Genomic DNA, 22,424 nt, shown 5'->3' on the forward strand with positions numbered 1-22,424 from the left:
TCCAGTTTGTGGTGCGGTACTTGCGCCGACCCCAGTTCGTCTCACTCATCATCCGAGCCTACTACCGCTGCGGCCCGGATTTGTGCAACAAAGCCACTCAGGCTTGGCGGCTTGTGCTGACATATTAATTACCTTATAAAAATTTCAAATTATTATGAAAATAACTTGATTTTCATTTTATCGCTATTTATTTTCGATGCTGCATCATCTTTTATAACAATCGACATCTGCTTTGTTAAAAACACTTAGATGTTGCATATGGTTCACTAACGCATGAACTCACAGTTTGATTCTAATGTCAAGTATTTTTACAATCAATCCAACGAATGCATAGCACCCCTGTGCATCGACAAGCCAGATGAGCGTAAAGAAGCAAGATTTACGGGCGTCATCCTCTGACTCTCACGTGAATCCCAATAGGCTTGAGGTTAGGAAAGCATGGACGCCGGAAGCCAACCTCTCGAACCCACAATCATCTGCGAGCGAGGCTATTTCAGCGCGGTCACACATTCAGCGCAGACCCTCACAGGAAGCTTCCGGATTCACTGCACTGGAATTCGGAACAGACATGTCGGCTCGGTTACCTAGCTCGGCATACCGAATCATTCAATGATCGGTTCGGGGGAGCGTAGAGCGCACACAAGCGAAGGGAAGATCAACAGGCGAGTTGGAGCAAATAAGCCCTACTGCTCCACCGACAAGCGTGGGAGCGGATTCATCTTCCAAAACGCCAGACCACAACCACTGTTCAAGAAGCAAAGACTTCTGTTTTGAGCGACCTACTCTGAAACATGGATCGCCATACATCTACGTATCGCGCAAACAAAAAAGCCCGCTTGCTAGCGGGCTTTTTTGCTGCAAGCACTGGTATTGCTTGCGATGTTTGGTAGGCGCGATTGGACTCGAACCAACGACCCCCACCATGTCAAGGTGGTGCTCTAACCAGCTGAGCTACGCGCCTGTCGTTGAAGACTTGAATTATAGACCGAAAAATTCAGCGTTCCGGCAAACTTGGGTACTTTTTCAAAAATCTGCACCGCCAAGTCCCACCAGCCTGCTTCAACAGACTATTTGCGGCGCGCAGAACGCACCCCTGCAACCGTGGCTACTGCGGCCAGCACTTTGGCCAGCCGGCCCGAATCCGATATCTCCACCGTAAAAGTCATCCAGGCCGTTCCTTTGACGGACTGGGTCTGCACGCCGATCACATTGGTTTTGTCCCTGGCAAAGACTTCGGAGATATCGCGCAGCAAGCCCTGGCGGTCGTTCGCCTCCACTGCCACATCCACCGGATACACGGCCTCGCTCGCCAATTGGCGCCTGCTGTAGCCCCACTCGACATCGATCACTCGCTCTGGATTGCGTGCACACATTTCCCGGAAGTTGCTGCAGTCGCATCGGTGCACACTCACGCCCTTGCCCCGGGTGACAAAACCGCCGATCTGATCCGGTGGCGCGGGCTTGCAGCACTTGGCCAGCTGGGTCATCAGCGAGTCCACCCCAACCACCAGCACGCCGCCTTTGCCAGATGCTTCGCTCGCCTTGCGTGGACGGTTGAGCAGAAATTCGTCCTGCGGCGCTTGGGGTTCGGGCGGGCGCAGTATGTTTTCGATAGCACGCAGCGATAGCTCGTCTTTGCCGACAACCTCGAACAAGGCTTCTGCAGTCTTGAAACCCAGCTGCTCTGCCAGGTCGTCGTGCTTGAGGGACGTCTTGCCTTCCCGCTGCAGCAGTTTTTCCACCAGTTCGCGGCCCCGGCTCACGTTCTCGTGGGTGATCTGTGCGTTGAACCATGCACGCACCTTGGCCTTGGCGCGCGAGCTGACCAGGTAGCCCAGCTCGGCATTGAGCCAGTCGCGCGAAGGCCGCCCTTCCTTGACGGCCACGACCTCCACGGTCTGGCCGTTTTGCAGCGCGGTATTGAGCGGCACCATTTGTCCATCAACCTTGGCCCCGCGGCAGCGGTGGCCCAGTTCGGTGTGGACGGAATAGGCAAAGTCAACCGGGGTGGCGCCCTGGGGCAGCTCGATCACGGCCGCATCGGGCGTGAGCACATAGATATGGTCATCAAACAGGCCACTGTCCTGAGTCTGGCCCACCAAATCCTTGCGCCATGCCAGCAGCTGGCGCAGCACGGCAATCTTGGCATCGTAATCACTGCTGGCAGTGACACCTGCGTAGCCCTTGGCCCCCGCCTCTTTATAGGCCCAGTGCGCTGCCACGCCGTTTTCTGCATGGTCGTGCATGGCCTGGGTGCGAATCTGGATTTCGATGGCCTTGCCATTGTCATCGCGCACCACGGTGTGCAGCGATTGGTAGCCATTGGGCTTGGGTTTGGCAATGTAGTCGTCGAACTCAGACTCGATGGGCGCGAAGGTCTCATGCACAAACGACAGGGCGGCGTAGCAGTCCTTGACCGTGGGCACCACGACACGCAAAGCACGAATGTCGAACAGTTGCTCGAAATCCAGCGACTTGCCGCGCATCTTCTTGATGATGCTGTAGATGTGCTTGGGCCTTCCCGCCACAGTGGCGCTGATGCTGTGGGCCCGCAGCGCTGATTCGAGCCGCTCGCGCAAGGTCACCATGTACAGCTCGCGCTCCACACGGGTCTCGTCCAGCAGCTTTGCAATCTTTTTGTAGGTGTCTGGCTCCAGAAAGCGGAAGGACAGGTCTTCCAGCTCCCACTTGATCTGCCAGATGCCCAGACGGTTGGCCAGCGGTGCAAACACCTGCAGGCTCTCGCGCGCAATGGCCGGTGACACCGGTCTTTTGCTGACAGCGTACCAGCGCAGGGTCTGCAGGCGCGAGGTCAGCCTCAGCATCACCACCCGCAGATCGCGCGAAAACGCCAGCAGCATCTTGCGGATGTTTTCGGTCTGCGTGGCCGGGTCGTCCACCAGATGGCCCGCATCGGCTTGCCGCGCCTGGGCCTGCACCTTCATCAGCGCAACAGTTTCGACGGCCAGCGAGGCATAGCTTTCGCCAAACACCTTGCCAATGACTTCGCGCGGCTTGTTCAGCTGTTCACTGGCGTGCACCAGATAGGCTGCAGCCTGCATTGCCTCCGAGCCACCAATATGCTTGAGGATGGCCGCCACTGCATCGGCATGCTGCAGTGCGTTTTCACCCGTATCCAGCGTTTCCTCTGCAATCAGTGGCAATGCGAAGGAACGCGCCCGGGCCAGCACATCGTCCTGTGCAGGCAGTGCATGGGCGGTTGCCGCCACGAGAGGAGAGACCGGCTCTGCCGGAAGATGTTCTGCGCCGGGCGCAGGCTGAGCGACTGCCGTCAAACTTTTCATGTTGTCACCACACTCTTGCACTCCCCCGCCAGGAATGCACTACGAACCGCACAAAAAGGCCAGCACCGCAGCTATTTGATCAAAAGACACCAGGGTGGGCGCATGGCCAACCCCTGCAAATTCAACAACGCGGGCCTTGGGCCCGCGCTCTGCCATAGATTGGGCCGTTTTCGCAGAAAGCAAGTCCGATTCTGCACCGCGCAACACCAAGGTATCAGCACCTATGTTGTCATACAGTTGCCACAGGAGTTGCTCGCCTGCTGCGGCCATCTCGGGTGTCATCGCCCGCATGGGCTCACCAATGGCCGGATCGTAATGCAGGCGCACGGCCAAGCCGCTTTCAGGTCGAAGCATCGGACGCGACAGTGCAAGCCATTCTTCGGGCGTATGAGGGCCAAACCCCCTGGACAGATGCCACAGCGCCTCTACCGCCTGCGCTTCACTGGCATACACCATCTGCTTGCCGACATAGCCGCCGATGCGCACGAGCGATACAGGCTCTATGACCGGCCCGACATCGTTCAGCACCAGGCGCCGGATCGGTACCGGCAGCACCGGCTGAATGCTTTTTTCACCCGCCAGCCCCATGCCGATCAAGCCACCCATGCTGGTGCCGACCCAATCCAGACTGCCGATGGGTGCCGCGTTGTGCACCTGCTGCAGCAGCGCAAGCATATCTGCCACATACAAGGGCACCTGGTAGCCCTGGGGGTTGTCGAGCCAGTCGCTATAGCCTCGCCCCACCACATCAGGGCAGATCACCCGCGCATGCAGCGCCAGCTGGCTTGCCAAGGCATCAAAATCGCGCCCCTGCCGCGTAAGGCCATGCACACAGACAATGACATGGGGATGCCGTGGATTGCCGGTATGGTTCCACTCCCAGTAGGCCATGCGGTGGGTAGCATCACTGCGCCCCGCTTCCGTATTGCCAGCGACCGCACAGGTGACATATTGCAAGCGTGGTTGTTCAAGCATGGTTTTTCATATGGCAGGCCACCCACCCATTGAACCCATTTGGTTTAGGATGGCCGGTGGGAATGAACCAATAGTAACTGGAGATAACGAATGCTGAAAGGTAAAACCGCGCTGGTCACCGGATCGACAAGCGGCATTGGCCTGGGAATTGCGAAGGCACTGGCACGCCAGGGCGCCCATATCATCCTCAATGGCTTTGGCGACACCGAAGGCCCGAAGGCCGAAGTGCAAGAAGCCATGGCCGGATCTGGCGCACGCATTGGCTACCATGGCGCCGACATGAGCAAGGCCGCTGACATCGAAGCCATGTTTGCCTATGCCGCGCAGGAGTTTGGCCAGGTGGACATCCTGGTCAACAACGCTGGTATCCAGTATGTAGCCAACGTGCAGGATTTTCCTGTGGAACGCTGGGACGCCGTCATCGCCATCAACCTGACGAGTGCTTTCCACACCAGCCGGCTCGCGCTGCCCGCTATGCAAAAAAGCGGTTGGGGCCGCATCATCAATGTGGCATCGGTGCATGGCCTGGTGGGCTCCGCCGGTAAATCGGCCTACGTGGCGGCCAAGCACGGCATTGTCGGCCTGACCAAGGTGACCGCACTGGAAAACGCAGCTTCGGGCATTACCTGCAACGCCATCTGCCCCGGCTGGGTGTTAACCCCGCTGGTACAAAAGCAGGTGGATGCGAAAGCCGAGCAGCTCAAGATCAGCAATGAAGAAGCCAAAAAGCTGCTGCTGGGCGAGAAAGAGCCTTCGATGCAGTTCACCACCCCGGATGAACTGGGCGAGCTCGCGGTGTTCTTCTGCTCCCCCGCCGCCAACAACGTACGCGGCGTGGCCTGGAACATGGACGGCGGCTGGGTAGCGCAATAAAACCTGTTGCAAACCCCACCCTCTAGCGGCGCACCATGCGCCGTTTTTTATGAGCCCCTGCATTCAATGCTTTTTTTGCATAACAAAGGATACATTTTCAAAAATTCATAGTCCTTGGTTTAAATGAGCAAAATATCAATGAAGATAGGCATAAAAAACAGAATTTACCGACTTGACAGCATGTACGCTCACGCACATGTAACGCAAATTTTGTAACTTAGAGTCAATTTTCGACCTTGAAACGCACTTTTTCCGAAAAAACCGGTCAAAATGTAAAAGTTACAAATCAGCCGGAGGAAATCACCCATGGTGACTGCAACCAACCGCGTAGACAAAATCCTGGTCGTGGATGACGACGCCCGTATTCGTGACCTGCTGCGCCGCTATCTGTCGCACGAGGGCTTTGAAGTAATGATTGCCGAAGACGGCAAAGGCCTGCAGCGCATCCTGCTGCGCGAAACCGTCGACCTGATCGTGCTGGATCTGATGATGCCCGGTGAAGATGGTCTGTCTATCTGCCGCCGCCTGCGCGCCAGCAACGACCGCACCCCTATCATCATGCTGACTGCCAAGGGTGAAGATGTGGATCGCATCGTGGGCCTGGAAGTGGGCGCTGATGACTACATTGGCAAGCCCTTCAACCCACGCGAACTGCTGGCACGTATCCACGCGGTGCTGCGCCGCCGCCCTCCTCAGGAAGCGCCTGGCGCGCCTTCGGGAGAGAACGAAGTGGTCACCTTTGGCCCTTTCACGTTCGACATGAGCACCCGCGTGCTGACCAAGGATGGCGAAGAGCTGCCGCTCACCACGGGCGAATTTGCCATGCTCAAGACCCTGGTGCGCCACCCACGCCAGCCGCTGTCACGCGAAAAGCTGGCCCTGCTGGCCCGTGGCCGCGAATTTGAACCCTTTGACCGCAGCCTGGACGTACAGGTTTCGCGGCTGCGCAAGCTGGTCGAGGTCGACCCGGCAGCGCCGCGCTACATCCAGACAGTGTGGGGCGTAGGCTATGTGTTTGTGCCGGACGGCGCCAACTGATCACACGCTCAATATATAGAACGTGCTGACCAACCGCCCCAGCATCCCTGTGGGCGGTTTTTCTTTGCCTGGGCTCAGACTTTTGCTGTCATCCACAGTTTTGTGCATGGCGCACAATGCAGGATGACTGCACAGCCCTTTTGAACTGACTTCCCTCATGGCATCCAACCCCGCTCACGACACAGACCACTCCGGCCTGGCTCCTCTGGATGGCACGGCCGGTGCCCGCACACGGGCCAGCAAACGCACCCGCGTCGGTCTCAACCTGTTCTGGCGTACCTTTTTCCTGCTGGCGATCCTGTTGACGGGCAGCATTCTGGCCTGGGTACAGACACTGCGCTCGCTGGAAACCGAGCCACGCGCCATCCAGACGGCGCAGCAGATCGCCTCGCTCGTCAACCTCAGTCGCGCTGCACTGCTGCACTCGGACGCCATTGCCCGCGTGTCTCTTGTCAAGACCATGGCGGATCAGGAAGGCGTGCGCATCGTGCCACGCGAGCCCAAGGACACCTACGAGCCCATGGATACCTCCACGCCACTGGGCGCGCGGCTGACGCAGGAGTTGACCCGGCGCCTGGGCCCCGGAACCGTGGTGGCCAGCAGCGTGAACCATGAGGAAGGCCTGTGGGTGGGCTTTACCATCGACGGCGACCAGAACTGGTTCCTGATCGAGCCCTCGCGCTTCAATCCCGCAGGCGGCAAAACCTGGCTGATCTGGGTGCTGACAGCCGCCGCGCTGTCGCTGGCGGGCGCAGCAGTGATTGCAGGCCTCATCAACCGGCCACTCAAGCAGCTATCGAGCGCTACCAATCGCCTGCGCGAGGGCGACTTCGCCGCACAGCTGGACGAAGACGCGGTCACCAGCGAAATCCGCGAGGTAAACATCGGCTTCAACCGCATGAGCGAGCGCCTGGCCAAACTGGAGCAGGACCGTGCAGTCATGCTGGCGGGCATCTCGCACGACCTGCGCACGCCGCTGGCGCGGCTGCGGCTGGAAACCGAAATGAGCGTTTTCGACGATGTGGCCCGCGAACACATGGTGGCCGATATCGTGCAGCTCGACGCCACCATCGACAAATTTCTCGATTACGCCCGCCCCGACCATGCAGCCAAGCTCACCCCGGTGAATGTCTATGGCGTTGTATCGTCTTGCGTTTACGCCGTGCAAGACCACCAGGAGCTGCAGATCAACATGACTGTGCCGGAAGAGCTGATGGCCAGCGCCGACGAGATCGAGCTCTCGCGCGTACTCTCCAACGTGCTGGAAAATGCGCGCCGCTATGGCAAATCACCAGGCACCAACTACACACGCGTGGACATCACCGTCAAGTTCAGTGACAGCACCGTCACCATCCGCATGCGCGACCACGGCCCCGGCGTATCTGCCGACCAACTCAGCAACCTGACCAAGCCCTTTTTCCGTGGCGACACGGCCCGTACCGCTGCAGCAGGTGCAGGGCTGGGCCTCTCCATTGTCGAAAAAACCGTGCAGCGCATGGGCGGACGCCTCACCATGGCCAATGCATCCGATGGCAGCACAGGCCTTGTCACCAGCATCTACCTGCGCCGCGCACCAGACCAGCCCCAGGGCAAGGAACCCAAGCGCCGCCTGCAGCGCCCGCAGATCAAGCGCCACCTGCCCGGCACCCCCACCAACCTGGGAGACTTGCAGTAACACCAGGCTCAGGGCCCGTTTCATCTCCCTTCAGGAGCGGGCATCTGACTCGGATTTCTCATTCGCACCGATTGTGCCGGATGGCAGACCATGTCTAGAATGCGGGCACCTCCCCCTATTCTCCAAGGAAGCTGCCATGCAAGCCCAGTGCCTTTGTGGTGCCGTTCATGTGACTGCGCCAACGTATCTCCAGGTTCATGTCTGCCACTGCACCATGTGCCAGCGCTGGAATGGAGGCCCGGGCTTCAGCCTGGAAGGCGGCACCGAGGTGGAAGTGAGCGGCCCCGTCACCCGCTACGCCTCATCGGAATGGGCGGAACGCGCATTCTGCAGCCGCTGCGGCACCCATCTGTTCTACCGGCTGGTAGAAAACAATGCGCACTACCTGTCTGCCGGCCTCTTCCAGGACGAGGATGGCTTGGAGCTCACCCAGCAGATCTACATCGACGAAAAACCCGCCTACTATGCACTGGCCAATGAGGTGTGCACCCTGACAGGGGCGCAATTCATGGCCCGACATGAGGGCGGCGAGGCTTGAGCAAAACGCCCTGTCTGGTCACCCTGCCAGGAATCGATGGGAGCCCGGCATTACAGGGAGCCCTTCCGCAAAGCCTTCGCGCAGTGCAAGGCATGGATGGACTGGCACACCAACTCATGCTCTATCCGCCGCATCAGACCATGGGGTATGCCGAACTGGCGCATTGGGTGCAACCACAGCTTCCGCACGACCGCCCCTTTGTACTGTTGGGTGAATCATTTGGGGGTCCATTGGCCTTGTTGTTGGCGGGGTGTGGCCAGGGCAATATGTACCTAGCCCCACCAGCACAGCTAAAAGGCGTGGTATTGGCAGCCAGCTTTGCAGGCTGTGCTGTGCCGTGGGCCCTACCATTGTTGCCGTTGATCAGGAATCTACCGGCCAGAACCTTGCACGCTGTGCCGGCTGCAGCATGGCACTGGTGGTTGCTGGGCCGCTGGGCAACGCCGCCATTGCAAGCGGCTTTAAAGCAGGCGCTGGGTCATGCGTCACCCAAGGTTTTACAACATCGCGCTATGGAGGCTTTGCAGCCACCAGCTTTGGACATGCAGCGCTTGCGAGTGCCGCTGCTGGCCATTCGCGCTGCAAAAGACCGACTTGTACCGTCCGGCAGCGTACAACCTTTTGCACATTTACCAAACAGCCAGACCATCACCATCCCGGGGCCTCACATGCTCCTGCAAACGGTATCCGACACCTGCGCGCCACCCATCGCAGCGTTTATGCAGAAGTGCTGTGGCAACTCCGAGAACACATAAAAATGCCGCCAGAAATCCTCTGCAAAGCCCTTGGCAAATGGGATGGATGCGGATCGGGATGAGACGAACGGCATCTTTTGAAGGCAATAGCCGTAGCTATTGCCAAGAAAGACAACGCAGCGGATCGCCCGAGACCGCGCTCAGACCATAGCAGGAAGTTTTGCAGAGGGTCCCGAGCGCTCTAGAGAAGATCACCTCCAGCTATCAAAACCCTGCTATCCAGCGCGCACCAGCAGCACCACAGCACGCGCTTCCATGGCTGCGCCCTGGCCCACCGGCCCCATTTTTTCTGCGGTCTTGGCTTTGACGTTGACCTGGGCCTCGTCAATGCCCAGCGCCTTGGCGATGCTCGCGCGCATGGCGGGAATGTGAGGCGCCAGTTTGGGCGCCTGTGCGATGACCGTGCTATCGACGTTGTTCACCACCCAGCCCTGCTCGGCCACGCGGCGCATGGCCTCAGTCAGCAACACAGCAGAATTGGCGCCGCGAAAGCGTTCGTCGGTGTCCGGAAAGTGCGTACCGATATCACCCAGGCCTGCAGCGCCTACCAGCGCATCGGTAATCGCATGCAGCAGGGCGTCGGCATCCGAATGTCCCAACAGGCCCGCCGTATGTGGAATGGTGACGCCCCCCAGCACCAGATCGCGCCCCGGTACCAGCGCGTGAATATCCCAGCCTTCACCAATCCGCATTGCCAACATCACGTACCTTTTCATTCAAGTTTCAGTAAAAAATTCCAGCCCCAACTTCGCCGGGCAGAACTTGCGTCTGTGGAGACCATCGCTTGCGATGCGAGCTTGGCGCACCTACGATCAGCCTCCAGCGTACATCAGTCGCGCGCAGATTCATCAAAAATAATAGCAATCTGGCTGTCTCCAGCGGCGATGCGCTGCGACAGCAAGGCTTCTGCCAGCGCAAAATCGTCTGGATAGGTGACCTTGAAGTTGAAGCTGCTGCCCGCCACCAGGCGCGGGTGCAGGCCAGCGGCCTCGATGGCGCTGGCCTCGTCCGTCACATCCTGGCATTGGGCCAGAGCGTCCAGCAAGGAGCCAATGCGGAACATCTGCGGGGTCTGTGCCAACCACTTGTCGACACGCGGCAGCGTCGTGCTGACACGGCTTTGGCCATGTGCATCAATCTTGGCGGCTTTCAGCGTATCGGGCAGCGGCAAGGCCAGCAGGCCGCCCACCGCATCAGCCGCACATTCCTGCATCAACTGCTCGATCTGGCTGGGCTTGATGAGGCAACGCGCCGCATCATGCACCAGCACCCAATCGTGGCGCTGCGCGCCTTGCTCAAGCAGGCTGCGCAGGCCACCCGCCACGGTATCGGCGCGCGTGGGGCCGCCGCAGGGGCTGATCGCAAAACCGGCATGCGCGTAGCGCTGCAGAAAATCATCGCCGCTGCTCACGCCTACCAGCACGCCCGCAAGCGGCTTGACCGCCATGAAGGCAGCCAGGGTGTGCAGCACCAGCGGCCAGCCCGCCACCTTTTGGTATTGCTTGGGCACATGGGCCGGACGCGTGGCATCCACCGCTCGCGCGCCCACACCCGCGCAGGGCAGAAAAGCCCAGTAACGGGCAATCACGTCGCGGCTGGCCTCGTCCAGCGTCTGCGTGGCTGCACCCGGGTCTGCAGGCAATGGTGCGGGCTGCGGAATCGCGGCATCGGGTGGTGCAGCGGGCACAGCCGGGATCAAATCATTGCGGACAGACTGGTTCATGCGTCTATTTTAGAATGGCTCAGACTTTTGTTTTAACGCACGGAGCCTGGAAAGGCTCTGCAAAACCCCGGCCAAATAGGATGAACACGGATCGCGCGAGACCACGTTCAGACCACGGAAAGGAGTTTTGCAGAGAGACCATAGGGCTTTCCGTGCTTTTGTTGTTCTGCTTCCCGCTGCTAGCCCGCTACCAGCGGGCTCAGTTGTTGTGAAGGTGACCCATCCGCCGAGATGGGTTGTTGAAACCATGGAACTTCCCAAACTCATCGCCGGCAAACGCTTCCAGTCCCCAATGCCTCCTGGCAGCGCCGACGCATTGCTGCTGGCGCGCCTGGCCGAGCGCGAAGCCTCGGGCAAGCGTGTCACTGCCATCGTTACCGCCGATGCGAGCGACGCGCATCGCCTGCAGGACGAAATGGCTTTTTTTGCGCCCGAGCTGCGCACTGCCCTTTTCCCGGATTGGGAAACGCTGCCGTATGACACCTTTTCGCCGCACCAGGATCTGATCAGCGAACGCCTGGCCACGCTGTGGCGCATCAGCCAGGGCGAAGCGGACGTGGTGCTGATCCCCGCCACCACGGCCCTGTACCGTCTGGCGCCACCATCTTTCCTCGCAAGCTATACCTTTGCCTTCCAGGCCGGGCAGAAGCTCGACGAGGCCAAACTCAAGGCGCAACTCACGCTGGCGGGCTACAACCATGTGTCGCAGGTAGTCAGCCACGGCGAATACTCCGTACGAGGCGGGCTGATCGATCTGTTCCCGATGGGCTCGCTCGTGCCTTATCGGGTGGATCTGTTCGATGACGAGATCGACTCCATCCGCACCTTCGACCCCGACACGCAGCGCAGCCTCTACCCGGTCAAGGAAGTGCGTCTGTTGCCGGGCCGCGAGTTCCCCATGGATGACGAGGCGCGCGCGCGCTTTCGCAACCGCTGGCGGGAGTTGCTGGAAGGCGACCCGACCAAGAGCCGCATCTACAAGGACATGGGCAACGGCGTGGCCACGGCGGGCATCGAGTACTACCTGCCCCTGTTCTTTGACAGCACCGCTACGGTGTTTGATTACCTGGGCGACCATGCCACCTTGGTGCTGCACGGCGATCTGGAGCCTGCCTTCCAGCGCTTCTGGCAAGACACCAAGGACCGCTACCGGCTGGTGCAGGGTGACCCGGAGCGCCCTGCGCTGCCGCCTGAAACCCTGTTTCTGACTGCAGACCAGTTCTACACTACCGCCAGGGAAACGGCTCAGTTTTCCCTGCGCCCGCAGGTGGAGGATGTGGAAGACGCAGCCGTTTTCCAAAAGCTGGAAGACCTGGCCGTGGTGCGCGGCGCCGAAGACCCGCTCGCCAAACTGCAGCGGCACATTGCATCTGGCAAGGCACGCACGCTGCTTCTGGCGGAAAGCGACGGCAGGCGCGAGAGCCTGCTCGATTTCTTCCGCGCGAGCGGGCTGAACCCTCCCGCCTTCGATTCACTGGCCGAGTTTCAGCAGAGCACGAACGAGAAGGTCGGCATTGCCACTGCGGCGCTTGCCAAGGGCTTTCGCTGGGCTGAGCAGGGGATCGATTTCATCACCGAGACCGAACTGTTCGCCGCCACCGGCAGTGCGCGCCGCCGCCGCAGGCAGGAACAGGCGAGCGATGTCGAGGCGCTGATCAAGGACCTGTCGGAGCTGAAAGTGGGCGACCCGGTGGTTCATGCCCAGCACGGCATTGGTCGCTACCACGGCCTCATCAACATGGATGTGGGCCAGAAGAACCCCGATGGCTCGCCCGCGCTGCAGGAGTTTCTGCACCTGGAATATGCTGACAAGGCGGTGCTGTATGTGCCTGTGAGCCAGCTCGCGCAGATCAGCCGCTACACCGGCGTATCGGCAGACGAAGCGCCGCTGCACAAACTGGGTAGCGGCCAGTGGGAAAAAGCCCGGCGCAAGGCCGCAGAGCAGGTGCGTGACACGGCTGCCGAGCTGCTCAACATCTATGCCCGCCGCGCCGCCCGCGAAGGCCACGCTTTCCGCTACAGCCCGCAGGATTATGAGCAGTTCGCCAACGACTTTGGCTTTGACGAAACGGCCGACCAGCGCGCCGCCATCCATGCGGTAATTCAGGACATGATCTCGCCCCGCCCCATGGACCGACTGGTGTGCGGCGATGTGGGCTTTGGCAAGACCGAGGTGGCGCTGCGTGCAGCCTTTGTCGCGGTAACCGGCGGCAAGCAGGTGGCGCTGCTGGCCCCCACCACCTTGCTTGCCGAGCAGCATTACCAGACCCTGGCGGATCGCTTTTCCAAATGGCCGATCAAGGTGGCGCTGGTGTCACGCTTTCGCTCGGGCAAGGAGGTCAATGCCACCATCAAGGGGCTGGATGACGGCACGGTCGACATCGTGGTGGGCACGCACAAGCTTCTGTCGGAGAAGACCCAGTTCAAGAACCTCGGCCTGCTCATCATCGATGAAGAGCATCGCTTTGGCGTGCGCCACAAAGAGGCCATGAAGGCCATGCGCGCCGAAGTGGACGTGCTCACGCTCACCGCCACGCCCATTCCACGCACCATGGGCATGGCGCTCGACGGGCTGCGCGATCTGTCCGTCATTGCAACGGCGCCGCAACGGCGCCTGGCCATCAAGACCTTTGTGCGCAACGAAGGCACCGGCGTCATCCGCGAAGCGGTGCTGCGCGAATTGAAGCGTGGCGGCCAGGTCTACTTTCTGCACAACGAGGTCGAGACCATCGAGAACCGGCGCCAGAAGCTGGAAGAAATTCTGCCCGAGGCCCGCATCGCCGTGGCCCATGGCCAGATGCCCGAGCGCGAGCTGGAACGCGTGATGCGCGACTTCGTGGCCCAGCGCTACAACATCCTGCTGTGCTCGACCATCATCGAGACCGGCATCGACGTACCCAGTGCCAACACCATCGTCATCAGCCGTGCCGACAAGTTTGGCCTGGCGCAATTGCACCAGCTGCGTGGCCGCGTAGGCCGCAGCTACCACCAGGCCTATGCGTACCTGATGGTGCCCGACATGGAGGGCCTGACCAAGCAGGCAGCACAGCGGCTCGAAGCCATCCAGCAGATGGAAGAGCTGGGCAGCGGCTTTTACCTTGCCATGCACGACCTGGAAATCCGGGGGGCGGGCGAAGTGCTGGGTGACAACCAGAGCGGCAACATGATGGAAATCGGCTACCAGCTCTACAACGAGATGCTGTCCGAAGCCGTGCGCAGCCTCAAAAACGGCAAGGAGCCGGATCTGCTCTCCCCGATGGCCGCCACCACCGACATCAACCTGCACGCCCCGGCCCTGCTGCCCAACGACTATTGCGGCGATGTACACCTGCGCCTGTCGTTCTACAAAAAGCTGGCAACCGCCAAGACTGCCGACCAGATCGACGCATTGCTCGAAGAAATCGTCGACCGCTTCGGCAAGCTGCCAGCGCAGGCGCAGACCCTCATCGACGTTCACCGCCTGCGGGTGCTGTGCGAGCCGTTTGGTGTGCAGAAGGTTGACGCGGCGCCGGGTGTCATCAATATCAGCTTCCACCCCAACCCACCGATCGAACCGATGACCATCATTGGCCTGATCCAGAAGAACAAGGCGATCAAGCTGGCTGGCAATGACAAGCTGCGCATCGAACGCGCCCTGCCCGAGGTGAAGGACCGCGTACAGATGGTGCGCGATGTGGTGCGCAGCCTCGGCAAGCCGCTGACGAACACGCCAAAGACCGAAGGTGCAACGGCATAGAGGTAATAGTCGGAATATACAAATATGACCTCTGCGACCCATCCATAGAGGCGCAGGTACGCCTGTCTTCATCGCAAATTCTTCCTGGGCAGCTGTGCTGGCCTGCGTCACCGCACCGCGCCACATGCGGCGCGCCTGGGTAGAATCAGCGCCAGACGCCCGCAGCACCCAAGCTGCGGGCCCCTCCACGAAAGCATCCATACCCATGACTGCCACGCCCCCGCCCGCCATCGAAATCAAAGGCACGCTTCCCTTCAACAAGCTGGCTGACTACAAGCTGATCGCGTTCGACATGGACTCGACCCTGATCACCATCGAGTGCATCGACGAGATTGCCGACATCACCGGCAAGAAGGCCGAGGTGGCAGCCATCACCGAAGCGGCGATGCGCGGCGAGATCAGCGATTACAAGGAAAGCCTGCGCCAGCGCATGGCTTTGCTCAAAGGCGTGCCTATTGCCGATATCGAGCGTGTGCTGCAAGAGCGCCTGCAGTTGACCCCAGGCGCCAAGACCTTGATCGACGCAGCCCATGCGGCCGGCCTCAAGGTACTGTTGGTATCGGGAGGTTTCACTTTCTTTGCAGACCACGTCAAAACCCAGCTGGGCATCGACTTTGTCCGCGCCAACATCTTTGAAGTGCAGGACGGCAAGCTCACCGGCGGCCTGGTGGAGCAAAGCTGGGGCGACATCTGCGATGGCGAGGAAAAGCGCCGCACGGTGCTGGGCCTGGCTTCGCTGATGGGCATTGCGCCTGCGCAGGTGATTGCCGTAGGCGACGGCAGCAACGACTTGCCGATGATGCGCGAAGTAGGCCTGTCAGTGGCCTACCACGCCAAGCCCCGCGTGCGCGCAGAAGCCAAGGTTGCCATCAATCAGGGCGGTCTGGATCGATTGCTGGAAGTGTTTCCATAAACTCTTCCATGTCCAGCCGCAGGCCCAGCTCGCGGCTGAGCAGATCGTGCAACTGCCGCGGATCAATGGGCTTGTGCATCAGTGTGGCGCCCATGGTGTTGGCCAGTTGCAGCCGCCCTGGCGCGGTGTCTCCCGTCAGGATGATGTACTGCGGCAGATGCGTCTGCCAGGGCGGGTAATGGGCAATGGCTTCGCGCATGGCCATCACCACCATGCCGCCATCTTCGGTTTTCGACAGGCGCAGGTCGGTCAGCACCACATCAAACGGCCTGCTTGCACTGTCCTGCGCACGCCGCAGCAGCCGCTGCACCTGGCCGACGGTTGCTGCGCTCACCACCTCGCACTGCCACTGCTCCAGCATGCTCGACAGCCCCACGCGCACTAGGGGCTCGTCGTCCACCACCAGCACCTTCAGGCCCGCAAGCGGCTCGTATCCCGCGTCATCAGCGTCCTCCCACAAGCCTGACACCAGCCCGTAGGCGCCCGCAGGCGCGGCCTCGGCCATCAGCGCAACACGAAACACCGTGCCCTTGCCCAGCCGGGAGGAGAGCGACACCTGCACGTTCAGGATGTCGGCCAGCTCGCGCACGATGGCCAGCCCCAGGCCAAGCCCCTTGCCACCGGGCCCATGGTCTTCACCGACCTGGCGGAACTCCTGAAAGATCAGTTCATGGTGAGCCGGCGCAATTCCGAGGCCCGTATCCCACACCTCAATGCAGCGCTGCAGGCCACGCTTGCGCACCGCCAGCAGCACGCCCCCCTGGTCGGTGTAGCGCAGCGCGTTGGAGACCAGGTTGCGCAGCAGCATGAAGAGCAATGACTGGTCGGTGTAGACCCAGTCCTCGCTGTCCCGCACCCGGAAAAGCAGGCCCGCGGCATCGGCCTGGGGGCCAAACTCCTTCTCAAGCCTGCGCAGAATACCTGCAATGGCCACCGGCTGGAGCTTGGCATCCAGCACGCCCGCTTCAATGCGTGAATAATCCATCAGCGTATCGAGCATCTCGCGGCTTGCGGCGCTGGCCGCGCGCGCGTGCTCCAACACACTCGCCTGCGGTGGCGTCAGGCCCGATCCGCGCAGGGTTTCCAGAAACAGGTTGAGCGCCTGCACCGGTTGGCGCAGGTCATGGCTCACGCCAGCGAGGACGCGGTTCTTGTCATGCACCGCGTTCTGTGCATGGCGGGCATGGTCGCTCAGGTGCTTTTTATACGATGCAATGGCATGCGCCAGCTGGTCGATTTCGTCGCCATGCAGGTCGGGCGCGGTGTGGATTCCGCCGAATTCATCATCGCGCACTTCACGCTGCAAGTTGACAATCCGGCGCGACACCGAGGCATCCATATAGATACCTGCGGCAATCACGATCAGGATCAGCGCCGTCACCAACCAGTTCAGGCGCTCCTGCTGGGTGGCCACATCGCGCGACAGCTGGCGGCCCCTCTCATTGAGCTCGCGGCGTAGATCTGCCGCCACATGGCTGGCCAGCAGCGACAGTTTGGTGGCCAACGCCTGGCTGCCCGCCACCAGCGCATCGGTCTGCATCTCCGCCTCTCCGTAGACCGAAGGCTCGAACACCGCGCCACTCAATTGGCCCACCTTCACCCGAAGCGCTTCGCGCGTGGTGATCAGTTGCGGCCCCAGATCGCGCAGGTCGCCACTGGCCACCAGCTCGGTCACCAGCTTGTCCAGCCACAGCATGCGGTCCGTCAGCTCCATCATGTTCAGGCGTCGCTCGCTCTGGCTGTTGCTCTGACCCACCAGGCGCGCGTAGCTTGCCACCATTTCGCTTTGCTGCATGAGCCGCGTGCTGGCAACCAGTTGCTCCATCTCGACATTTGCCAACCGTCGCACTTCCTGGTCGGTACGCTTGAGCCCCCGGATCGCAAACACAAAGACCATGGCAATGCCCACCGCAACCACCGTGAGGATGATCAGCAGCCTGGCAGTGACCGAAGGTCTGGCAAGCTTCAAGGAGCGGGACATGCGCTTGGGCCCAGGAACTTCAGGCAGGCAACACGCATCTCGGCGCCGTGAGCAAAATGCCTCGCGCCGCAGTCCCCTTCGTCAAGCCCTCGCGGTAAGGATTCATAAAACATAGCTATTTGCGCTTGTACTCACTGGATTTCCATTAAAAGATCGATTGAGCCTTCTACCCGAGGTCGCCGTCAGCCCTCTTTTTTGAAGCATTGGCGCAGATTTCCCTGCTCCACCTCAGTTCTGCCAGCGCAGGTTCTCGATCGCAAATACGGGTATGGGGCAGTGCTCCCACATGCCCGCCAGTTCACGCCGGATGAAGTTGCGCTCAGGTCGCAGCTGGATGAAGAGGTTGACCGCATCCTCGGTGATCTGGCGCTGCGCCTGCCCCAGCTGTTCGTTGCGCTCGGCATCGTTGCGTGCAGCGCGTACCTTCTCCCAGATCTTCTTGAAGGCCCGGTTGTCGTAGTTGAAGTAATAGCCGCTGCGGGCATAGATGTTCAGGTCCATGGGCTCGACATGCATGATGACCGTCATGTCATAGTCCTTCTGCTTGAACACCTTGTCGAGCCAGGTGGGCCAGTCCATGGTCACGATTTCGACCTGGATGCCGATGGCCTCCATCTGCCGGGCCACAATCAGGCTGCCATAGCGCCCATAGTCGGTGGGCGGCAATGCCAGCTTCAACACTGTCCCCGGCGCCACACCGGCTTCGCGCAGCAGCGCCTTGGCGCGCTCCACGTCGTAGGGGTAGCGGTTCACCAGATCCACATAGGCGGGGTGAAAGGGGGAGAAATGCGTGCCAATGGGTACAGCCTGAATGAGCGGCCCATAGATGCCATGGTATTCACGGCGGTCCAAGGCATGGCTGAGTGCACGGCGCACACGGATGTCGTTGAGCGGCGCACGCGCATTGTTCAATGCCACGATCTGCTTGCCCTCCACACCGCGCGAGGTCATGACGTAATCGGAGCGGCCCGCAAAGGCGCCGGTCAGCCGCGTCACGCTGCTGAGCACATCAATGCGGCCCTCAGCGAGCATGCTTTCCGTCTCGAACGAGGTGGTCATGAAGAGAAACTGTGCCTCGCGTATCTGCGGTTTCAGGGAATTCCACCAGGAGTCATTGCGCACCAGGCTGACAGAGTGGCCCCGCCGCCAGGGCTTGACCCGGTACGGCCCTGTGCCCACTGGCTGGACAGCATTGGTATCTGCCGTATCGGGGTGCACCATGACGGCGCCTGGCAAGGCCAGCGCATAAGGCAGCAGGCTGTCGGGTGCGGTCAGGTGAATGCGCAGCAACTGGTCGTCCACAGCCTCCACCGAGGCAACCTTGTCAAACCACTCAAGGTAGGCATTCATGCTGGTCATCTTCAGCATGCGCTGCAGGCTGAAGACTGCGGTGCGCGCATTGAAGGGCTTGCCGTCGTGGTAGAGCACCTGCCCGCGCAGCTCGAAATCGACTGTCTTGCCGTCCTTGCTCACCTGCCACTGCGTCGCCAGCCGTGGCTTTACCTTGCCCTCTCCATCGATGAAAGTCAGCCCCTCATAGACATTGGCATAGGTGATTTCGCTTGCCGTGCCCGCACTGGTGGTGGTGATATCGAGCGATGGAGGCTCCAGCTGGATGCCAATGCGCAGGCTGTCCGAGCCAGCCTGTGCCGGAATCACCCACAGCCAACATAGCAGCGCCAACAGCCCCTGCAGCCACAGCATCCTGCGTGGCCTTTGCAGTCTTTGCGGCGGCAGCAGGCAAGCAGGCAACAGGCCCTGCTCTACTGCCTGCCGTTCGCCTTCATCAACTACCGTGCTTTGCTCTTTCATTGTGGTTTCCTCCTGCCGGCTGCCCATATCACTGACACGGGCCGCCGCCCGTGCCTACTTGATGGGCATGGCCGGCAGAACGCCGCTGCGCTGGGCGTTGAGCACGGCCTGGGTGCGCGTCTCGGCGCCAAAGTGCTTCAGCACCGACGCCACCTGGTTGCGGATCGTGTGTTCGCTCAGGCCAAACTGCCTGGCAATTGCCTTGTTGCTGTAGCCTTTGGCGAGCATCTTCAGGACTTCGTACTGGCGCACAGGCAACTCGCTCTCGCCCTCTGCCAGAGGCGGCACCGTGCACAGGCTCACAGGCTTGCTGCGGCTCACTGGCTCCATCCCGGGGCTTCTGCGCAGCCAGTGCTGCACCTGGGCGCATATCGCGTCGGGCTGCATGGCTTTGGACATGAAGCCTGACGCTCCTTGCCGCACGGCATCCTTCATCAACTCCGGATGGTCATGGCCGGAGAGCATCACCACAAAGGCACGCGGCCAGCGCTTTCGTACATGATCGATACCGGCCAGTCCATCGCACCCAGGCATGCTGATGTCCAGCAGCACCAGATCGGCCCAGCACTGCAGCGCAATGGCCTCGGCCACCGAACTCGCCTCATGGATATGGGCCTGCACCATGTCGCTGGTCGACAGCATCATCCGCAGCCCTTTGCGGAACATGGGGTGGTCATCAACCAGCACGACCGATGGCAATGGAAGCGTCATGTTTATCCCTCTTCTCTCTCTTTTTGATAACTTTTGGCGCAAACACATACATATCGTTACCTTACATCCAAACCAATCCGTAACCAATAGTTCATTTGTACTAACTGCCTTTTGATGTGCTTTTCAGCATCGATTTCATCAAATATGAAAATTTTCAATTCATTGATAAATATATGAAAAATACAAAACATCCCCCACAGAAAGGCCTCCACCTACCCCGTTTCTGACGCTTCCGCCTAGTGCATCTGAACTATTTACGATTTTTCACCAAAAAATGACCATGCAGCCATGCGAAGGCATTGCTGCGATGCGGCCAGTGCACTCGCGCTTCCCTCCGCTTGGCCCACGGCAAGCGGACCCACCAATGCGAGGACGACATGAACAAAACCACCACCTATCTGGCCATCGGCTTGCTGACGGCGGCCACCCATGCCCATGCACAGGGCTGGCTCGGCGAATCCGTGCCATGGCAGTTCCAGACCAGCGCGGACCGCGCCAACCGGGCCTTGGTCAACGACCTGGTAGAGAAGAAGAAAGGCGGCTATTACGACGCATTCAAAAGCACCTACATCACCAATATCGAACGCCAGGTCAACTGCAACTTCCAGCCCACTTCGGCTGGTAACAGCAGCGCTGCAGACCAAGCCAATAACGTGGCTTCTCCCGTAACCAATGCCTCATCTGGCACCAGCGCCAGCAGCACCGGCAGCTCCAGCGAAAGCCGTGACAACCTCGGCCGCGGCGGAGTTACCAACAACAACCAGAGCAACTCCGGCCCCATCACCAGCGGTGTGCAGGGCAGCCCTTCGACCACCACCACGGCGCCCATCAACAGCGACCGCTCCAATGGCCAGCAGGACATGCAGGTCGCGCAGAACAACAGCGGCAGCCAGACCACGAACGTGAGCGGCAGCTCGGCCTGCCAGTTCAGCTCCAGCGGTGCCATCAACTAAGCGCGGCGGAGGACACCATGCATACACCCACCAAGCACACAGTTCCCGTACTGCAGGCAGGGCGCAGCAAAATCCTGCCCCTGTCCACCCTGGCTGCCACCCTGCTGCTGGGCGGCTGCGCGCTGCCTACCTACCAGCAGGTGCAGATGGCCGAAGGCGAAGCCGCCGTCATGCAAGGGCCGGGCCCGCGCCACAACGGTACGCCGCTCGATGGCATTCTGGCCTGCCTGTCACACCGCATCGTGGCCCAGCAAGGCGGCAAAGCGCCCCTGTCGGTGGCCGTCGGCGACATCAAGGACTACACCGGAAAGTACTCGCAGGGCGATGGCAATGTCGTCACCCAAGGCGGCGCGCTGATGGTGTATTCGGCGCTGGGCAAGCTCGGCGGCGCGATTGACGTGCGCGAGCGCTTCGACACCCGCGTGGCCGAGCTGGAGCTGGCCTATACCGACCGGCGCCAGCTGGGCGATGGCAACTCACATGCACTGGCTGATGACAAGGGCCAGCGTGCGGTGCCCTGGCTTCCGTACTACGGTGGCTCCATCCTCAAGTCCGACTACTACATCATCGGCGGCCTCACCGAAGTGAACTACAACATCCAGTCCGGCGGCATCGAGGCCCAGATCAACCAGATCGGTCCGCGCTACCGGGTCTTCACCATGAATGTCGGCGCAGACCTTCGCATTGTCGAGACCCGCACGCTGCGTGTGGTGCGTGCTGTCAGCCTGCAAAAGCAGATCGTGGGCCGGGAAATCGGCGCAGGCATCTTCCGCTTCTTCGGCAGCAACCTGTTCGACATCAACGCTGGCAGCAAGGATCTGGAGCCCGTGCAGCTGGGCGTGCGCACCACGCTGGAGCAAGGTGTGATCGAGCTCATCAGCACCATCACCCAGACGCCTGCAGCGCCTTGCCTGGAAAAGACCGGCGCTACCGAACAGGCCAAGGCAACCGCCACACCGCCCGAAGAAGCTCCGCCAGCTCCCACGCCCGCGCCAGCCCAACCCACTGCAGCTGCGCCCCAGGCAGCGGTTGCCACCGAGCCGCTGCAGGAAAGTACGGCCGCCGCGCTCACGGCGATGGACGTGGTGTTCGAGGAAAACTCCAACCGCATCGCCCAACAATCGGCTACTGCGGCTGAAACCGTGGCAACGCGCCTGCGCGCAGGCCAGGGCGTACGCATGGCCTTGCTGGCCCGTGAGCGCGAAGCCGACCAGAACCCCACTCGCCGCGACGAGCTGACCGACGCCCGCATCCAAGCCTTGCGCAACCTGCTGGCGCAGCACGGCGTTCCGCCAGATCAGATACGCATCACCTGGCGCCCATCGCCAGGCGACAACACCGTTCACCGCTATGGCGCTGGCTACCGGCTGCTCGCCAAGCTGCAGGTGACCCCCTGAGGCGTCAGCCAGGGTACGTCGATATCAAAACCATAGCTG

At 60.8% G+C, this 22,424-nt stretch carries 16 protein-coding genes and 1 tRNA gene; 9 read left to right on the forward strand and 8 right to left on the reverse strand.

The window, feature by feature from the left end:
- Nucleotides 1-884: 884 nt before the first annotated feature.
- The 3 genes from HNP33_RS10955 to HNP33_RS10965 all read right to left on the reverse strand — a co-directional run bounded on the left by HNP33_RS10955 (nt 885) and on the right by HNP33_RS10965 (nt 4,280).
- Nucleotides 885-961, reverse strand: a tRNA-Val gene (locus HNP33_RS10955).
- Nucleotides 962-1,067: 106 nt separating this feature from the next.
- Nucleotides 1,068-3,305, reverse strand: coding sequence for a RelA/SpoT family protein (locus HNP33_RS10960; protein WP_184708502.1), 2,238 nt, complete (start codon nt 3,303-3,305; stop codon nt 1,068-1,070).
- 39 nt (nt 3,306-3,344) lie between these two features.
- Entirely contained in the window at nt 3,345-4,280 is a 936-nt protein-coding gene (locus tag HNP33_RS10965; protein WP_184708500.1) for an alpha/beta fold hydrolase, read from the reverse strand.
- 90 nt (nt 4,281-4,370) lie between these two features.
- Between HNP33_RS10965 and HNP33_RS10970 the strand changes: the two genes are divergently transcribed.
- The 5 genes from HNP33_RS10970 (at nt 4,371) to HNP33_RS10990 (ending at nt 9,159) form a co-directional block, all read left to right on the forward strand.
- Nucleotides 4,371-5,153 (forward strand): 3-hydroxybutyrate dehydrogenase, encoded by a 783-nt coding sequence (locus tag HNP33_RS10970; protein WP_184708499.1) that lies wholly within the window; start codon nt 4,371-4,373, stop codon nt 5,151-5,153.
- Nucleotides 5,154-5,459: 306 nt separating this feature from the next.
- Complete coding sequence (gene ompR / locus HNP33_RS10975) at nt 5,460-6,191, forward strand: two-component system response regulator OmpR (RefSeq protein WP_184708497.1); 732 nt, start codon at nt 5,460-5,462, stop codon at nt 6,189-6,191.
- A 157-nt stretch (nt 6,192-6,348) separates the two neighbouring features.
- On the forward strand, nt 6,349-7,866 hold the full coding sequence (locus HNP33_RS10980) for a sensor histidine kinase (RefSeq protein ID WP_184708495.1): 1,518 nt from the start codon (nt 6,349-6,351) through the stop codon (nt 7,864-7,866).
- Between the two features lie 136 nt (nt 7,867-8,002).
- Nucleotides 8,003-8,404 carry a GFA family protein gene (locus tag HNP33_RS10985; RefSeq protein WP_184708493.1) on the forward strand — a complete coding sequence of 134 codons (402 nt, stop codon included), beginning with the start codon at nt 8,003-8,005 and terminating at the stop codon, nt 8,402-8,404.
- Nucleotides 8,405-8,496: 92 nt separating this feature from the next.
- Nucleotides 8,497-9,159, forward strand: coding sequence for a hypothetical protein (locus HNP33_RS10990; protein WP_184708491.1), 663 nt, complete (start codon nt 8,497-8,499; stop codon nt 9,157-9,159).
- Nucleotides 9,160-9,374: 215 nt separating this feature from the next.
- Here HNP33_RS10990 and ispF read toward each other — a convergent pair whose 3' ends face one another.
- Both ispF and HNP33_RS11000 read right to left on the reverse strand, forming a co-directional pair.
- Nucleotides 9,375-9,875 carry a 2-C-methyl-D-erythritol 2,4-cyclodiphosphate synthase gene (ispF, locus tag HNP33_RS10995; RefSeq protein WP_418903837.1) on the reverse strand — a complete coding sequence of 167 codons (501 nt, stop codon included), beginning with the start codon at nt 9,873-9,875 and terminating at the stop codon, nt 9,375-9,377.
- Nucleotides 9,876-9,988: 113 nt separating this feature from the next.
- Complete coding sequence (locus HNP33_RS11000) at nt 9,989-10,882, reverse strand: IspD/TarI family cytidylyltransferase (RefSeq protein WP_184708489.1); 894 nt, start codon at nt 10,880-10,882, stop codon at nt 9,989-9,991.
- Between the two features lie 247 nt (nt 10,883-11,129).
- On the opposite strand from HNP33_RS11000, the gene mfd reads away from it, so the two are divergent.
- On the forward strand, nt 11,130-14,618 hold the full coding sequence (gene mfd, locus HNP33_RS11005) for a transcription-repair coupling factor (RefSeq protein WP_184708487.1): 3,489 nt from the start codon (nt 11,130-11,132) through the stop codon (nt 14,616-14,618).
- 205 nt (nt 14,619-14,823) lie between these two features.
- Nucleotides 14,824-15,531: a phosphoserine phosphatase SerB gene (gene serB, locus HNP33_RS11010; protein ID WP_184708486.1), complete on the forward strand. Its 708-nt coding sequence runs from the start codon at nt 14,824-14,826 to the stop codon at nt 15,529-15,531.
- Here serB and HNP33_RS11015 read toward each other — a convergent pair.
- The 3 genes from HNP33_RS11015 to HNP33_RS11025 form a co-directional block, all read right to left on the reverse strand.
- Nucleotides 15,488-17,512 carry a hybrid sensor histidine kinase/response regulator gene (locus tag HNP33_RS11015; RefSeq protein ID WP_184708484.1) on the reverse strand — a complete coding sequence of 675 codons (2,025 nt, stop codon included), beginning with the start codon at nt 17,510-17,512 and terminating at the stop codon, nt 15,488-15,490. The two genes, serB and HNP33_RS11015, sit on opposite strands and share 44 nt — an antisense overlap.
- Nucleotides 17,513-17,740: 228 nt before the next feature.
- Complete coding sequence (locus tag HNP33_RS11020; RefSeq protein WP_184708482.1) at nt 17,741-19,324, reverse strand: ABC transporter substrate-binding protein; 1,584 nt, start codon at nt 19,322-19,324, stop codon at nt 17,741-17,743.
- Nucleotides 19,325-19,378: 54 nt separating this feature from the next.
- Nucleotides 19,379-20,035 (reverse strand): response regulator, encoded by a 657-nt coding sequence (locus HNP33_RS11025; RefSeq protein ID WP_184708480.1) that lies wholly within the window; start codon nt 20,033-20,035, stop codon nt 19,379-19,381.
- A gap of 377 nt (nt 20,036-20,412) precedes the next feature.
- On the opposite strand from HNP33_RS11025, the gene HNP33_RS11030 reads away from it, so the two are divergent.
- Entirely contained in the window at nt 20,413-20,988 is a 576-nt protein-coding gene (locus HNP33_RS11030; RefSeq protein ID WP_184708478.1) for a hypothetical protein, read from the forward strand.
- 17 nt (nt 20,989-21,005) lie between these two features.
- Nucleotides 21,006-22,385, forward strand: coding sequence for a CsgG/HfaB family protein (locus tag HNP33_RS11035; protein WP_184708476.1), 1,380 nt, complete (start codon nt 21,006-21,008; stop codon nt 22,383-22,385).
- Nucleotides 22,386-22,424: the final 39 nt, after the last annotated feature.

Source organism: Comamonas odontotermitis, from assembly GCF_014207855.1.
Taxonomy (GTDB): Bacteria; Pseudomonadota; Gammaproteobacteria; order Burkholderiales; family Burkholderiaceae_C; genus Comamonas; species Comamonas odontotermitis_A.